This window comes from Duganella vulcania (genome assembly GCF_009857655.1).
In the GTDB taxonomy this organism is placed as follows: Bacteria; Pseudomonadota; Gammaproteobacteria; order Burkholderiales; family Burkholderiaceae_D; genus Rugamonas; species Rugamonas vulcania.
The window spans coordinates 70,911-85,231 of the sequence record NZ_WWCX01000007.1 but is presented as its reverse complement, the minus strand read 5'-3'; the positions used below and the strand labels follow the sequence as shown (position 1 = coordinate 85,231).

At 65.3% G+C, this 14,321-nt stretch carries 16 protein-coding genes; 11 read left to right on the top strand and 5 right to left on the bottom strand.

Annotation, left to right across the window (positions count from 1 at the left end; genetic code table 11):
* Positions 1-9: 9 nt before the first annotated feature.
* The 3 genes from GTP90_RS36375 to GTP90_RS07665 are packed head-to-tail and all read right to left on the bottom strand — an operon-like array spanning position 10 to position 2,213.
* Positions 10-180, bottom strand: a complete 171-nt coding sequence (locus GTP90_RS36375; protein ID WP_175048008.1) for a hypothetical protein — start codon at positions 178-180, stop codon at positions 10-12.
* 28 nt (positions 181-208) lie between these two features.
* On the bottom strand, positions 209-613 hold the full coding sequence (locus GTP90_RS07670) for a DUF3224 domain-containing protein (protein WP_161082939.1): 405 nt from the start codon (positions 611-613) through the stop codon (positions 209-211).
* 10 nt (positions 614-623) lie between these two features.
* On the bottom strand, positions 624-2,213 hold the full coding sequence (locus GTP90_RS07665) for a sensor histidine kinase (protein ID WP_161082938.1): 1,590 nt from the start codon (positions 2,211-2,213) through the stop codon (positions 624-626).
* A gap of 167 nt (positions 2,214-2,380) precedes the next feature.
* Here GTP90_RS07665 and GTP90_RS07660 point away from each other — a divergent pair, with 167 nt between their 5' ends.
* Positions 2,381-2,728, top strand: coding sequence for a hypothetical protein (locus GTP90_RS07660; protein ID WP_161082937.1), 348 nt, complete (start codon positions 2,381-2,383; stop codon positions 2,726-2,728).
* Positions 2,721-3,566 carry an HDOD domain-containing protein gene (locus tag GTP90_RS07655; protein ID WP_161082936.1) on the top strand — a complete coding sequence of 282 codons (846 nt, stop codon included), beginning with the start codon at positions 2,721-2,723 and terminating at the stop codon, positions 3,564-3,566. The genes GTP90_RS07660 and GTP90_RS07655 overlap by 8 nt, the downstream gene beginning before the upstream one ends.
* Before the next feature lie 95 nt (positions 3,567-3,661).
* Here the strand turns inward: GTP90_RS07655 and GTP90_RS07650 are convergent, their stop codons facing one another.
* Positions 3,662-3,994 carry a hypothetical protein gene (locus tag GTP90_RS07650; RefSeq protein WP_008451968.1) on the bottom strand — a complete coding sequence of 111 codons (333 nt, stop codon included), beginning with the start codon at positions 3,992-3,994 and terminating at the stop codon, positions 3,662-3,664.
* A 318-nt stretch (positions 3,995-4,312) separates the two neighbouring features.
* Positions 4,313-4,651 carry a hypothetical protein gene (locus GTP90_RS07645; RefSeq protein ID WP_161082935.1) on the bottom strand — a complete coding sequence of 113 codons (339 nt, stop codon included), beginning with the start codon at positions 4,649-4,651 and terminating at the stop codon, positions 4,313-4,315.
* 149 nt (positions 4,652-4,800) lie between these two features.
* On the opposite strand from GTP90_RS07645, the gene GTP90_RS07640 reads away from it, so the two are divergent.
* The 9 genes from GTP90_RS07640 to GTP90_RS07600 all read left to right on the top strand — a co-directional run bounded on the left by GTP90_RS07640 (position 4,801) and on the right by GTP90_RS07600 (position 14,313).
* Complete coding sequence (locus GTP90_RS07640; protein ID WP_161082982.1) at positions 4,801-5,874, top strand: PhoH family protein; 1,074 nt, start codon at positions 4,801-4,803, stop codon at positions 5,872-5,874.
* The gene (ybeY, locus tag GTP90_RS07635) at positions 5,858-6,322 is read left to right on the top strand and encodes an rRNA maturation RNase YbeY (protein WP_161082934.1); all 465 of its coding nucleotides are present in this window, start codon (positions 5,858-5,860) and stop codon (positions 6,320-6,322) included. Before GTP90_RS07640 ends, ybeY begins: the two co-directional genes overlap by 17 nt.
* 89 nt (positions 6,323-6,411) lie before the next feature.
* Complete coding sequence (locus GTP90_RS07630; protein WP_161082933.1) at positions 6,412-7,296, top strand: CorC family transporter; 885 nt, start codon at positions 6,412-6,414, stop codon at positions 7,294-7,296.
* Complete coding sequence (lnt, locus tag GTP90_RS07625) at positions 7,296-8,867, top strand: apolipoprotein N-acyltransferase (protein WP_161082932.1); 1,572 nt, start codon at positions 7,296-7,298, stop codon at positions 8,865-8,867. The genes GTP90_RS07630 and lnt overlap by 1 nt, the downstream gene beginning before the upstream one ends.
* Before the next feature lie 101 nt (positions 8,868-8,968).
* Complete coding sequence (gene glyQ / locus GTP90_RS07620) at positions 8,969-9,883, top strand: glycine--tRNA ligase subunit alpha (protein WP_161082931.1); 915 nt, start codon at positions 8,969-8,971, stop codon at positions 9,881-9,883.
* Between the two features lie 15 nt (positions 9,884-9,898).
* On the top strand, positions 9,899-12,007 hold the full coding sequence (gene glyS, locus GTP90_RS07615) for a glycine--tRNA ligase subunit beta (RefSeq protein ID WP_161082930.1): 2,109 nt from the start codon (positions 9,899-9,901) through the stop codon (positions 12,005-12,007).
* Positions 12,008-12,022: 15 nt separating this feature from the next.
* Positions 12,023-12,589 carry a D-glycero-beta-D-manno-heptose 1,7-bisphosphate 7-phosphatase gene (gene gmhB, locus GTP90_RS07610; RefSeq protein WP_161082929.1) on the top strand — a complete coding sequence of 189 codons (567 nt, stop codon included), beginning with the start codon at positions 12,023-12,025 and terminating at the stop codon, positions 12,587-12,589.
* 66 nt (positions 12,590-12,655) lie between these two features.
* The gene (locus tag GTP90_RS07605) at positions 12,656-13,348 is read left to right on the top strand and encodes a lysophospholipid acyltransferase family protein (protein WP_371875034.1); all 693 of its coding nucleotides are present in this window, start codon (positions 12,656-12,658) and stop codon (positions 13,346-13,348) included.
* A 17-nt stretch (positions 13,349-13,365) separates the two neighbouring features.
* On the top strand, positions 13,366-14,313 hold the full coding sequence (locus GTP90_RS07600) for a M48 family metallopeptidase (protein WP_161082927.1): 948 nt from the start codon (positions 13,366-13,368) through the stop codon (positions 14,311-14,313).
* Positions 14,314-14,321 lie beyond the last annotated feature (8 nt).

The following is a 14,321-nucleotide window of genomic DNA, read 5'->3' as shown; positions in this document are numbered from 1 at the left end:
ACGCGGCCGCTACAGGCCGCACACCGAATGGATGTTGGTGATGGCGACGCCATGCACGATGGCGCGCCCGACGCACGATAGTTTCTGGACACCGTCCTCGGTGCCCAGCACGGCAAAGATCCCCACCGCCAGCGCCACGCCTATCAGTATTGCCAAGCCTTTGAGTGTGTCCTTGTCCATGGCGGCATTCTAGCGCGGCGCCGCCGGCCTAAGCAACGGCGGGTCCCAGCGTGTAGTCGAAATCGTAGTAGTGCTTGCCGCCCTCGACGCGGATCTGCAACGTGCCGCCCAGGCCGGACAACTCGTCGCGCCCGGAATCGGGCACCACCGCCACCTTCAGCCCCGCCGCGCCGCGCTCCATGGTGCCGGTGTGGCACAGCAGGAAGCTGCCGCGCCGCCCGTCCAGCGTCCCCTGCACCCGTTCCATCGCCACGTAGGCGCCCGAACCCAGTTCGCGGTCCATGTACGCCAGCATTTCGCCGCTGCCGAAGGCGTCCAGCGCGCCGTGGTACTGCTTGTCGAGCGACATGCGGCCGATGCCGCTGTCGGCCGCCACGGCCGACATGGCTTCGACCGCCATCTTGACGTTGAATTCACCGCTGATGTGGGGCATGACTGTCCTTTCAGGAGGGGAGGCGGGCGTCGGCGCTCAGCGCGGCGGCGGACGGATCGTCCACCGGCGTCACGCAAGGCATGCGCAGCACGAAGCTGGCGCCCTGCCCCAGCACACTGGACACCGTAATGGTGCCGCCAAACTGCTTGGCCATCAAGTTGAACACGATATTGAGTCCGAGCCCGGTGCCGCCCTGGCCGCGGCGCGTGGTGACGAAGGGGTCGAACACCTTGTCCAGCATGTCCGGCGCAATGCCCTTGCCGTCGTCGGTCACCTGCATCTCGATCCAGTCGCCCTGCTGCGCCACGCCGATGGTGATGCGGCCCTCGTCGCCCGGGTCGAAGGCGTGCTCGACGCAGTTGAGCGTCAGGTTGGTGATGACCTGGGCCAGCGCGCCCGGATAGCTGTCGAGGATGATGTCCGGCGGGCAGGAGATGGTGACGGTGATGTGCGTCTTCTTCAGCTTGGGCTGCAGGCTCGACACGACCTCGTTGATGTAGTCGCGCAGCTCGAAGCGGCGGCGCGCCTCGCTGACCTGGTCGACCGCGATCTGCTTGAAACTGTGGATCAGGTGCGCGGCGCGGTAGGCGTTGTTCATGATCAGGCGCGTGCTTTCGGCCGCCGTCTCCAGGTAGCGCGTGATGTCGGATTTCTTGATGTTCCCGGTGGCCACCGCCGAGTTGACCTTCTCGGTCGCCTCCATCAGCACCGAGGCGCTGGTGAGCGCGATGCCGACCGGCGTGTTGATCTCGTGCGCGACGCCGGCCACCAGCCCGCCCAGCGAGGCCAGCCGCTCGGCCTGCAGCAGCGACTCCTGCGTGCGGCGCAGGTCGTCGAGCGCCTTGGCCGTGGCCTGGGCCGACTTGCGGGCCTCGTCCTCGGCCTCGCGGATGCGCTGGATGTTCGATTTGATCTTGCGCTGGATGGCGTTGAAGCCGCGGATCACCTCGCCCAGCTCGTCGTGCCGGCTGTCGGGCAATTCCTCCACCTCGTCGCTGCCGCGCGTGGCCAGGTCGAACAGGCCGTCGCGCAGGCGCTTGAGCGGATCGAACACGATGCGCAGCGACAGCGCCAGCGCCGCCACCAGGATCAGGTCCAGCAGCAGCACCTCGATCACCTTGCGCCGCACCTCGGCCGCCAGCGTGGCGTCGATCTGGGCGCGGCTGAAGTTGACCACCACGCGGCCGACGATGACCGGCTTGAGCGAGGCGCCGGCCGCGCCGGAATCGCGGTAGGCCAGGTCGGCCACCACCGGCGAACCGCCGACGGCGGCGTCGTTCTCGATCGAGCTGACGCTGCCGTTTTCGTGGCGGAGCTTGCCGGAGAACAGGCCGACCGAGGTGTCGTACACGCGGATCGAGACCAGCTCGGGCGGCAGCATCTCGGCGGCGACGATGTTGTCGACCTTGGCCTTGTCCAGGTCCCACAGCGCCGACGGCAGGCTGGTCTGCAAACGGGTCAGCACGCCCTGGCGCAGGCGCTGGCTGCTCACTTCCAGCTCGTGGCCCAGGCTGTACTGGGCGTAAGTGCCGGAAATGCCCAGCACCAACGTCACGATCACCACGAAAAGCAGCGTCAAGCGGCCTTGGATACCAAACATCGACCAACCTCCCTGCATTGATGGAATTGACGGCAACGCCCCAATGTACGGTATGACATGCGACTTGGCAAGTTATGGCCGGCGCCGCCATGCCGGCATGGCAGACTTTGCTTGCACGCAATGGTAAGATCACGCAAAGTGGATCAGGTGGCAAACCGGGAGGCAACATGACGAGCAATTACCATCAACTGACGCTGGCGGAGGTGCGGCCGGGCATGGTCCTGTCGGACGTGCTGCTGGACGTGCAAGGCCATGTGCTGCTGCCGCAGGGCACGGCGCTGACCGAGGCCATGCTGGCGCTGATGCCGCGCCATGGCATCGCCGTGCTGCCCATCCTGAAGGAAGAGGTGTCGCCGGAAACGGTGCGGGCCACGCTGGAGCACCACCAGGCGCGCATCGGCCGGCTGTTCCGCAAGAACGATCCCGACAGCGACAGCGACTGGGCCACCGCGCTGCTGCGCCGTTTCGTGTCGGACTTCCGGCTCGGTCCACAGGAGGCCGCCGAACATGAGTAATACGCTGAGTTACGACGATGTCGTCCGCACGCTGGACGACCTGCCCTCGCTGCCGGCGGTGGTGATGGAGCTGCTCAACAGCATCGACCAGGACGATGTCGACATCTCCGTGCTGGCCAAGAAGGTGTCCTACGACCAGGCGCTGACGGCCAAGACGCTGCGGCTGGCCAACTCCTCGCTGTACGGGCTGCAGGTGAAGGTGACCACCATCCAGCAGGCGATCACCTACCTGGGCTTCCAGACCACGCGCAACCTGATCACGGCGGCCGCCGTCACCGGCTGCTTCGCCGAGGGCCACTGCCCCGGCTTCGACCACAAGGCCTTCTGGCGCCATTCGATCGCCACCGCCGCCTGCGCCAAGGTGCTGGCGCGGCAGATGCGTTTCAACCAGGACTACGCCTTCACGGCCGGGCTGCTGCACGATATCGGCCGGCTGGTGCTGGTGTCGTGCTTCCCGAACCAGTATTCGGAAACCATCGCCTACCGCGACGAGCACGACTGCTACCTGCTGGAGGCGGAACGCACGGTGCTGGGCGTCGATCACGTCGACGCCGGCATGGCGCTGGCCGAGCACTGGAATTTTTCCGACACGATGCGGCTGGCCATCGGCGGCCACCACGACCCGGAGGCGCCGGGCGCGGGCTTCCTGGCGGCCATCATCCATGTGGCCGACGCCATCGTGCATGCGCTCGATCTGGCGCAGGCGCAGGACGATCTGGTCCCGCCGGTGTCCACCGTGGCCTGGACTGCGCTGGGCCTCGATGAGGAAATCTATCTGCAATTGTTCCGCGAGACGGAACTGCAATACGAAGAAATCTCGATGGTGCTGCTGAGCTGATTATCTTTCTGAAGCAAAACTCCTGAAGCGGCGGGCTGGCTGCCGGCCGGGCTGGAATCAGCCACGGCAACGGCAGCAGCGGGCATGCGCGCGCATTAGTGACGCGCGTAGTTTCCGGCCTCGGCCTTTTCGGTGCGCTCTTCCGGCTTTGGTCGGCCCTGGGCGTCGGACAGGCGGTACTTGGTGCGGCGGTCGCCCATCAAGTCACGCAGGTCGCGGATGCTCATGCCGGTCACTTCGTGCATGCGGATCAGCAGCGAGGCGCCGACCGGCAAGCGGTGGTGGCGGATCTTGCTGATGACCGGCGGCGCGACTTCCAGCAGGCGCGACAGCGCTGCGTCGTTCTTCAACTGCATCTTGCCGAGCAAGATATCCAGGAGATGGTTCGGGTTGTAGCTTTCCTGGGAAGCGAGAGCGTGGTGTGCCATGATTTTCCTCGTTGGTTGGGTGAATGAAGTGTGCAGGCCTGAACTTAAGCGCAACTTAGTTCCTTGGACTAAGTTTCAGCTAGCCTCTGCTGATTGCCTTTCGTGCAAGATAATTCTATGCTCAAAAGGGCCTGTTTCCGCCGTTGTGCGCCGAGCGAAGATTGTTCGACATCAATCACCGGCTAGAAACCTTAGCAACAATGCTATTTCATCACATGGGGCTGGAGGGTGTCGCACGCAAGAACTTGTAGGAAACTGTTACACAAAGCAAGTTCAGCTTTACACGGGCGGGAATGGCGGAAAAGCGGGGCCGGCGGGTCAGGCGGTGGTGTCGATGTGGCGGCCGACGGTCTTTTCGGTCTGGCGGCGGTCCTGCTGGGTATGCTTGTCGGCGGCCTGCGCCTGGCGCCGCTCCCGGGCGGCGGCGTCGTCGTTGGCCTGGGCGCGGGCGCGCTGGGTGTCGGCGTTCTGCTCCACCCGGTTCTGCACCGCGCGCTCGGCCGCGGTGCTGCGCTGGGCCCGGTCGGCGCGCTCGGCCGCGCCGGCCTGCTCGCCGCGCTGGCGCTCGCGGTTGACGCGGGTCTCGCGCTGGTTGGCCGCCTGCACGCCATCGAGCGGGGTGCTGATGCGCGACGACGAAATCGTGTTGGCTGCCATGTTCCCCTCGCTGGAAATTGCCCGCAGGCTACGCTTTCAATGTAGAAGGCAGGCCGTCCAAAATCAAGGCTTATCGCGTCTGGCGGCGGAAAATTACGTTAAACTATCGCCTGTGCCGGCACTGCCGGCCTCTCTCATAAAGCATGCCATTGAAAACCAAAACGCCAGTCCAACCGTACTACTTCGTCCCGGAGCCGCTCGATAACGCGCGCCTGGCCCACCTGTGCGGCCCCCTCGACGAAAACCTGCGCCAGATTTCCGCCGCGCTGGACGTCACCATATTCCGCCGCGGCGAGAAGTTCATCGTCAGCGGCCACAACGCCGAGCGCGCGGTGCAGATCCTGGAACAGTTCTACGCGGTCGCCAACAAGATCGTGCCGATCGAGGAAGTGCAGCTGGCCCTGGTCGAACAGCGCGCCGGCCTGGCCGCGGCCGCCAGCGCCGCGCCGTCCGCGCCGGACCAGCCGCGCGTGGTCGAGGCGCCGTTCGTCGAGCCGGACATCAACAGCCCGATCCTGAAAACCCGCCGCGCCGACCTGCGCGGCCGCACGCCGCACCAGATCCGCTACCTGCGCAACATCCTCGAGCACGACATCAGCTTCGGCGTCGGCCCGGCCGGCACCGGCAAGACCTACCTGGCGGTGGCCTGCGCGGTCGACGCGCTGGAGCGCGACGCCGTCAAGCGCATCATCCTGACCCGCCCCGCCGTCGAGGCGGGCGAGCGGCTGGGCTTCCTGCCGGGCGACCTGGCGCAGAAGGTCGATCCCTACCTGCGTCCGCTGTACGACGCGCTGTACGACCTGCTGGGCTTCGACCGCACGCAGAAGATGTTCGAGAAACAGGTGATCGAGATCGCGCCGCTGGCCTATATGCGCGGCCGCACCTTGAACCACGCCTTCGTCATCCTGGACGAGGCGCAGAACACCACGGTCGAGCAGATGAAGATGTTCCTGACCCGCATCGGCTTCGGCAGCAAGGCGGTGGTGACGGGCGACGTCACCCAGGTCGACCTGCACAAGAGCCAGAAGAGCGGCCTGGTGGACGCCATCCAGGTGCTGAAGGAAGTGCGCGGCATCGCCTTCAGCCACTTCAACAGCGAAGACGTGGTGCGCCACCCGCTGGTGGCGCGCATCGTCGACGCCTACGAAACCGCGCACAACCACGAAGCGGAAATCGCTCCCCTCCTCAAAGCCACAGCTCTCAAAAATGTCCGCAAAAAATAAACTGACGCTGTCGGTGCAATATCCCGACGTCCGCCTGCAGGAAAGCCTCACCCGTCCCAAGATCCGCCGCTGGGTGCAGGCCGCGCTGTTCGCGCCGGCCGAGCTGACGATACGCTTCGTCGACGCCGACGAAGGCCGCACGCTGAACCGCGACTACCGCGAAAAAGACTACGCCACCAACGTGCTGACCTTCGCCTACAACGAAGGCGAAGAGTTGCCGGACGACGCGCCGACCCAGGCCGACATCATCCTCTGCACCGACGTGCTGGAGCGGGAAGCGGCCGAGCAAAAGAAAACCGTGGAAGAACACGCCGCCCACCTGATCGTCCACGGCGTGCTGCACGCGCAGGGCTACGACCACATGGACGACGAGGAAGCGGCCGAAATGGAAGGCATCGAAACGGAAATCCTGGCCGGCCTGGGCTACGCCGATCCCTATGCCGACTGAGGGCCAGGCGCTGTCTTTTTGACAAAAAAGGCTCCGCCGCCCCATTTGGTGTATCCTATACCCCTTCGAAACAACGGCTCACGCCTCCTATGCAAGAGCACTCTAGTGGCGTCAAGACTGACGCCAAACCCCACCGGTCGCTGTTTGAACGCCTGACCGCACTGATTTCCCCCGAGCCAGAGAACCGCGCGGAACTGCTCGAAGTTCTGCACGACGCCCACGAACGCAACCTGATCGACGCCGACGCCCTGTCGATGATCGAAGGCGTGTTCCAGGTGTCGGACCTGTCCGCCCGCGACATCATGATCCCCCGCTCGCAGATGGACGTCATCGACATCTCCAAGCCGATCGAGGAATGGATGCCGCAAGTGCTGTCCACCGCCCACTCGCGCTTTCCCGCCATCGAAGGCGAGCGCGACAAGGTGATCGGCATCCTGCTGGCCAAGGACCTGCTGCGCTACTACGCCGAGGAATCGTTCGACGTGCGCGACATGCTGCGCCCGGCCATCTTCATCCCCGAATCGAAACGCCTGAACGTGCTGCTGCGCGACTTCCGCGCCAACCACAACCACATGGCCATCGTGGTGGACGAGTACAGCGGCGTGGCCGGCCTGATCACCATCGAGGACGTGCTGGAGCAGATCGTCGGCGACATCGAGGACGAATACGACTTCGACGAGGAAGAGGACAACATCCTGTCGATCAAGGAAGGCGTGCACGGCCCGCGCTGGCGCATCAAGGCGCTGACCGAGATCGAGCAGTTCAACGAGGAACTCGACACCGCGCTGCCGGACGACGACGTCGACACCATCGGCGGCCTGGTCGCCAAGCACCTGGCGCGCATGCCGCACAAGGGCGACGTGTTCGACATGGAAGGCCTGCGCTTCGAAGTGCTGCGCGCCGACGCCCGCCAGATCCATGTGCTGCTGGTGGAAAAACTGCCGCCCGCCGTTGAAGACGGCGACGACGCCTGATGCGTTTTCGCCGCGCCAACCCGAACGATCCGCCCAAGCCGCAACGCTCCACCCGTGGCCGCATGGCCATCACCGCCGTGGCCGGCGCGCTGTGCGTGTTCGCCTTCGCGCCGTTCGGCTGGTGGCCGCTGGAGATCCTCGGCCTGGCGACCCTGTTCTACCAGGTGCTGCGCAGCAGCAGCGTCAAGGCCGCCGCCCTGATCGGCTGGGCCTTCGGCTTCGGCTGGACCGCGGCCGGCATCCACTGGCTCTACGTTTCCATGCATACCTACGGCGCCATGCCGGCGCCGCTGGCGGCCGCCGCCGTGCTGCTGCTGGCCTGGGCCATGGGCTTCTATGTCGCGCTGGCGATGGGCGGCGCGGCCTGGCTGCGCAAGCGCTGGGCGCTGCCGCTGCCGGCCGCCAACCTGCTGGTGCTGCCCGCCATGTGGTCGCTGTTCGAATGGCTGCGCGGCTGGCTGTTCACCGGTTTCCCCTGGCTGTCGGCCGGCTACGCCCACAACCACAGCCCGCTGGCCGGCTTCGCGCCGCTGATCGGCATGTACGGCCTGGGCTGGCTGGCTGCCGTGATCGCCGGCGCCCTGCTGTTGCTGCTGCACCGCACGCGCCTGCGCGCGGCCGGGCTGATCGTCGCCATCTGCGCGGCCGGCGTCGCGCTGGGCTTGCTGCACTGGACCTACCCGGAAGGCAAGCCGATCTCGGTGCGCCTGCTGCAAGGGAATATCCCGCAGGATGAAAAATTCAACGGCTCGCGCGTGATGTCGGCGCTCAAGCTGTACCAGGACGCCATCACGGCCGCCCCGGCCGACCTGATCGCCACGCCGGAGACGGCCATCGTCATGCTGCCGCAGCAGCTGCCGCCCGACTACCTGCCCGGCATCGCCCAGTTCCTCAACAAGACCAACAGCAACCTGATCCTGGGCATTCCGCTGGCCGACAGCCAGACCGCCTACTTCAACAGCGCGATCGGCATCCCGTCCAAGCTGGGCTCCAGCTACTACCGCTACGACAAGCACCACCTGGTGCCATACGGCGAGTTCATTCCGTTCGGCTTCCGCTGGTTCGTCAACCTGATGTCGATCCCGCTGGGCGACCAGACCAGCGGCCGCGACATCCAGCCGTCGTTCCCGATCAAGGACCAGCGCGTGCTGCCGAACATCTGCTACGAAGACTTGTTCGGCGAAGAGATCGCCAACCAGCTGAACAACCCGGCGCAGGGCCAGAAACCGGCCACCATGCTGCTCAACATCTCGAACCTGGCCTGGTTTGGCGACACCATCGCCATCCCCCAGCATTTGCAGATCTCGCAAATGCGCACGCTGGAGACCGGCCGCCCGATGCTGCGGGCGACCAACACCGGCGCCACCGCCATCATCAATGGCGAAGGCAAAGTGGTGCAGCAGCTGCCCGTGGACACCTACGGCGCGCTGGCGGCCACGGTGCAGGGCACGGCGGGCAGCACCCCGTACATCCTGTGGGGGAACAAGCTGTTCCTGGCGCTGGCCACGCTGTCGCTGGGCGGGGCCTGGTTTGGAGCCCGGCGCGCAAAAAACCGGCCAAAACCGGCCTAAAGCCGCTTAATCTCTACAGGCTCCCCGTAAAACCCGCTAAAATTGCCGCTTTAGCGAAACCGCAACCGCGCGCCTTTGGGCTGCGCCACCGACTACACAAGATGCTGACATTTCAACAAATTATCCTGACCTTGCAAACCTACTGGGACAAGCAAGGCTGCGCCCTGCTCCAGCCCTACGACATGGAAGTCGGCGCCGGCACCTTCCACACCGGCACCTTCCTGCGCGCGATTGGCCCCGAGCCTTGGCGCGCGGCCTACGTGCAGCCATCGCGCCGCCCGAAGGATGGCCGCTACGGCGAGAACCCGAACCGCGGCCAGCACTACTACCAGTACCAGGTGGTGATGAAGCCGGCGCCGGAAAACATCCTGGACCTGTACCTGGGTTCGCTGGAAGCGCTGGGCCTGGACCTGAAGCAGAACGACGTGCGCTTCGTCGAGGACGACTGGGAATCGCCGACGCTGGGCGCCTGGGGCCTGGGTTGGGAAGTCTGGCTGAACGGCATGGAAGTGACGCAGTTCACCTACTTCCAGCAGGTCGGCGGCCTCGATTGCAAGCCGGTGCTGGGCGAGATCACCTACGGCATCGAGCGCCTGGCGATGTACCTGCAGGGCGTCGAGAATATGTACGACCTGGTGTGGACCACCTGGGAAGAGAATGGCGAGACGAAAACGCTGAAGTACGGCGACGTGTTCCACCAGAACGAGGTGGAGCAGTCGGCCTACAACTTCGAGCACTCGAACACGGAGCTGCTGTTCGCCCAGTTCAACAACCACGAATCGGAAGCCAAGCGCCTGATCGAGCTGCAACTGACGCTGCCCGCGTACGAGCAGATCATGAAAGCCTCGCACAGCTTCAACCTGCTGGACGCGCGCGGCGCCATCTCCGTGACCGAACGGGCCGCCTACATCGGCCGCGTGCGCGCCCTGTCGCGCCTGGTCGCACAAGCCTACTACGATTCGCGTGAACGCCTGGGCTTCCCTATGGCTCCCGCCGCTTCTGTCGCCGCCGAATAAAACGATATAAATAATATGACTCAAACTCTGCTCATCGAACTGCTGACCGAAGAACTGCCGCCGAAGGCGCTCGCCAAACTGGGCAAGGCTTTCGCGGACGGCATCGTCAACGGCCTGAAATCGCGCGACTTCCTGGAAGCCGACAGCGTCGCCACCTCGTACGCCTCGCCGCGCCGCCTGGCCGTCTCCATCACCAAGGTGCGTGCCACCTCGCCGGACAAGTCGATCCGCGAAAAAGTGCTGCCAGTGTCGGTGGCGCTGGACGCATCCGGCAACGGCACGCCGCCGCTGGCCAAGAAACTGGCCGCGCTGGGCTTCCCCAACCTGACCGTGGCCGACCTGGAACGCGCACAGGACGGCAAGGCCGAAAGCTTCTTCTACACCTACACCGCGGCCGGCAGCGCGCTGCAAGCCGGCCTGCAGGCCGCGCTGGAAGACTCGGTCGCCAAGCTGCCGATTCCTAAGGTGATGAGCTACCAGCGTCCCGACGGCGCCACCGTGCAGTTCGTGCGTCCGGCCCACAGCCTGATCGCGCTGCACGGCGCCACCGTGCTGCCACTGACCCTGCTGGGCCTGACCGCGTCGAACGTCAGCGAAGGCCACCGCTTCCTGACCGCTCCCGGCCAGCGCATGGTCACCATCGCCAACGCCGACAGCTACGCCGCCACCTTGGCGAGCGAAGGCAAGGTACTGGCCGGCGTCGAAGACCGCAAGGAGAAAATCCGCGCCGAACTGCTGGCCAAGGCCGGCGCCGACACGGTGCTGATGCCTGAAGCCCTGCTGGACGAAGTGGCCGCGCTGGTCGAATGGCCGGTGGTCTACGAGTGCAAGTTCGAGGAAGAATACCTGGCCGTGCCGCAGGAATGCCTGATCCTGACCATGCAGACCAACCAGAAATACTTCGCGCTGACCGACACCAATGGCAAGCTGCGTTCGCGCTTCCTGATCGTCTCCAACATCGCCACCGACACGCCGGCCGCCATCATCGACGGCAACGAGCGCGTGGTGCGTCCGCGCCTGTCCGACGCCAAGTTCTTCTTCGAGCAGGACAAGAAGAAGACGCTGGAATCGCGCCTGCCGCTGCTGGAAAAAATCGTCTACCACAACAAGCTGGGCACGCAGGCCGCACGCGGCGAACGCGTGGCCGCGCTGGCCGGCTACATCGCCACCGCCATCGGCGGCGACGCCACGCTGGCAATCCGCGCAGCCAAGCTGTCGAAGGCCGACCTGGTCACCGAGATGGTCGGCGAGTTCCCTGAGCTGCAAGGCATCATGGGCACCTACTACGCCCGCAACGACGGCGAGCCGGAAGACGTGGCGCTGGCCGCGTCCGAGCACTACCAGCCGCGCTTCGCCGGCGACGCCCTGCCGTCCACCGTCACCGGCACCGCCGTGGCGCTGGCCGACAAGCTGGAAACCCTGGTCGGCATCTGGGCCATCGGCCTGGCGCCGACCGGCGACAAGGATCCGTTCGCGCTGCGCCGCCACGCGCTGGGCGTGCTGCGCATGCTGATCGAGAAGCGCCTGCCGCTGTCGATCTCCGGCCTGCTGTCGCACGCCGCGCAGCTGTTCGCCTCCGTGGCCGGCTTCAAGGATCCGAGCGCCGACGTCTATACCTTCATGATCGACCGCCTGCGCGGCATCCTGCGCGAGCGCGGCTTCTCGCCGAACGAAATCGAAGCGGTGGTCGCCCAGAATCCGGACCGCCTGGACGACATCGTGCAGCGCCTGGAGGCCGTGCAAGCCTTCGCCGCGCTGCCGGAATCGGCCTCGCTGGCCGCCGCCAACAAGCGCATCACCAACATCCTGAAGAAGAACGAGGAAGCGCTGGCCGCCGCCGGCAACAGCGGCGTCAACGTCGCGCTGCTGCAGGACGCCGCCGAGAAGAACCTCAACGCGGCCGTGGTGCGCGTGCTGCCGGAAATCGACGCCGCCTTCAACCAGGGCGACTTCGCCGGCACGCTGAAAACGCTGGCCAAGCTGCGCGAGGAAGTCGACGCCTTCTTCAACGACGTGATGGTGATGGCCGAGGATGTCGCGCTGCGCAACAACCGCCTGGCCCTGCTGTCGTCGCTGCACGGCATGATGAACCGCGTGGCCGACATTTCGAAGCTGGCGGCCTAAATGGGTACGCCGTCCATGAAACTGATCATCCTCGATCGCGACGGCGTCATCAACCATGATTCGCCGGACTTCATCAAGTCGCCGGCCGAGTGGATCCCGGTCCCCGGCTCGCTCGAAGCGATCGCCCGCCTGAACCAGGCGGGGTATCGCGTGGTGGTGGCGTCGAACCAGTCGGGCATCGCCCGCGAGTTCTTCGACATGGCGATCCTGAACGCGATTCACCAGAAGATGCACAACCTGGCGCAGCAAGTGGGCGCCAGCATCGACGCCATCTTCTTCTGCCCGCACGCCGCGGCCGACGCCTGCGATTGCCGCAAGCCGAAGCCGGGCATGTTCACGGAAATCTCGCAGCGTTATAAAATCAGCCTGAAAGGCGTGCCGACCGTCGGCGATTCGCTGCGCGACCTGCAGGCCGGCTACGTCAGCGGCTGCGTGCCTTACCTGGTCCTGACCGGCAAGGGCGAGAAAACCCAGGCCACCGGCGGACTGCCGCCCGGCACCATGGTGTTCCCCGACCTGGCCGCGATGGTCAACCACCTGCTGAAAACCAGCGCCCCGCCGGCGCTGCACGTCGTTAGTTAAACAGTTTTGGAGTCTGCATTGGGTCATCCCGTCTTGTTTCTGCGTTCCCTGATTTTCACCATCATCATGGTGGTATCGACCATCGTCTGGGCCTGCGTGTGCCTGCTGGCCGCGCCGCTGCCGTACAACCAGCGCTTCTACATCACCGGACGCTGGAACGTGTTCATGATCTGGTGCCTCAAGGTCATCTGCGGCATCCGCTACGAAATCAAGGGCGCCGAGAACTTCCCGGACGCGCCGGCCGTGGTGCTGTCGAAGCACCAGTCGGCGTGGGAGACCATCTTCCTGCTGCCTAACATGCCGCGCCCACTGGTGTTCGTGTTCAAGAAGGAGATCCTGTACATTCCCTTCTTCGGCTGGGCGATGGCGCTGCTGCGCATGATCCCGATCGACCGCAAGCAGGGCAAGTACGCCTTCCAGGACGTGGTCCGCCACGGCAAGCGCCGGCTGGCCGACGGCCAGTGGATTATCATGTTCCCGGAAGGGACGCGCATCCCGGTCGGCAAGGCCGGCAAGTACAAAAGCGGCGGCACCCGCCTCGCCATCGAGACGGGCGCGGTGGTTGTGCCGATTGCCCACAACTCCGGCGAATGCTGGCCAAAAAATTCTTTCATCAAGCGCCCAGGGCTTGTTACAGTATCGATAGGCAAACCGATTTCGCCGGAAGGCCTGACTCCGGACGGCATGATGCAACAGGTGGAAAATTGGATAGAATCAGAAATGCGCGTCATTTCGCCCCACGCCTACAACGCTGGCTAGATGATCTGGCCACGCTGGTGAAGCCGGCGTCGCCGCAAGACGACGCCAGCCAGCTGGACCTGTTTGGACGGGAGGCGCAGTCGTCTCTCAAGCCGGTGTACACCGCACCGGTATGGTCGATTCCGACCGCGCCTGCCTCGAATACCCCTCCCCCCGTTTCGCCCTACGTCGCACCGCCGCAGACCGCCGTGCCGGTCAAGCCGCGCGCGCAGACGCCGCCACCGCCGGAGCAGATGCCCAAGCGCCAGCTGATGGTGGGCGACTTCGTGCTTGAATATTCGCTGCGCCGTTCGACCCGCCGTTCGATCGGCTTCATGATCGACGACGAAGGCCTGCGCGTGACGGCGCCCAAGCGCATCAGCATCGCCGAAATCGACAACGCCATCCGCACCAAGCAGCACTGGATACTGAGCAAGCTGAAAGAGCGCCGCGAACGCCGCGCCGCGCGGCTGGAGAAGCCGCCGGTGGAATGGATCGACGGCGCGCAGCTGCCGTACCTGGGCGCTGACATCACGCTGCGGCTGCTGGTGGGTGGCCGCAATCGCAGCAGCTACAACCCGGCCACGCGCGAGCTGTCCATGGTGCTGGTGCCCGGCGCCACCGAGACGCTGCTGAAGGAGCGTGTGAAGGCGTGGTATCAGCAGGAAGCCAAGGTGCTGTTCGAGCAGCGGCTGGACATGTACGCCGAACGGCTGGGGGTGCGCTACCACTCGTTCGGGCTGTCGTCGGCCGGCACGCGCTGGGGTTCGTGCACGGTGGACCGCAAGATCCGCCTGAACTGGAAGCTGATCCACTTCTCGCAACCGCTGATCGACTACGTGATCGCGCACGAACTGGCGCACATCCTGGAGATGAACCACAGCGCGCAGTTCTGGAACACCGTGGGCCTGATCTATCCCGAATACGAGGAAGCCAAGAACCTGCTGCGCAAGCGCGCGCAGGAGCTGCCGGTGCTGTTCCCCTAGCATTCGGC

Bases quoted from the DNA above. Each gene is read 5' to 3' on its own strand.
- GTP90_RS36375 (WP_175048008.1), bottom strand. From the start codon at position 180: ATGGACAAGGACACACTCAAAGGCTTGGCAATACTGATAGGCGTGGCG.
- GTP90_RS07670 (WP_161082939.1), bottom strand. From the start codon at position 613: ATGCCCCACATCAGCGGTGAATTCAACGTCAAGATGGCGGTCGAAGCC.
- GTP90_RS07665 (WP_161082938.1), bottom strand. From the start codon at position 2,213: ATGTTTGGTATCCAAGGCCGCTTGACGCTGCTTTTCGTGGTGATCGTG.
- GTP90_RS07660 (WP_161082937.1), top strand. From the start codon at position 2,381: ATGACGAGCAATTACCATCAACTGACGCTGGCGGAGGTGCGGCCGGGC.
- GTP90_RS07655 (WP_161082936.1), top strand. From the start codon at position 2,721: ATGAGTAATACGCTGAGTTACGACGATGTCGTCCGCACGCTGGACGAC.
- GTP90_RS07650 (WP_008451968.1), bottom strand. From the start codon at position 3,994: ATGGCACACCACGCTCTCGCTTCCCAGGAAAGCTACAACCCGAACCAT.
- GTP90_RS07645 (WP_161082935.1), bottom strand. From the start codon at position 4,651: ATGGCAGCCAACACGATTTCGTCGTCGCGCATCAGCACCCCGCTCGAT.
- ybeY (WP_161082934.1), top strand. From the start codon at position 5,858: ATGTCCGCAAAAAATAAACTGACGCTGTCGGTGCAATATCCCGACGTC.
- GTP90_RS07630 (WP_161082933.1), top strand. From the start codon at position 6,412: ATGCAAGAGCACTCTAGTGGCGTCAAGACTGACGCCAAACCCCACCGG.
- lnt (WP_161082932.1), top strand. From the start codon at position 7,296: ATGCGTTTTCGCCGCGCCAACCCGAACGATCCGCCCAAGCCGCAACGC.
- glyQ (WP_161082931.1), top strand. From the start codon at position 8,969: ATGCTGACATTTCAACAAATTATCCTGACCTTGCAAACCTACTGGGAC.
- glyS (WP_161082930.1), top strand. From the start codon at position 9,899: ATGACTCAAACTCTGCTCATCGAACTGCTGACCGAAGAACTGCCGCCG.
- gmhB (WP_161082929.1), top strand. From the start codon at position 12,023: ATGAAACTGATCATCCTCGATCGCGACGGCGTCATCAACCATGATTCG.
- GTP90_RS07605 (WP_371875034.1), top strand. From the start codon at position 12,656: ATGGTGGTATCGACCATCGTCTGGGCCTGCGTGTGCCTGCTGGCCGCG.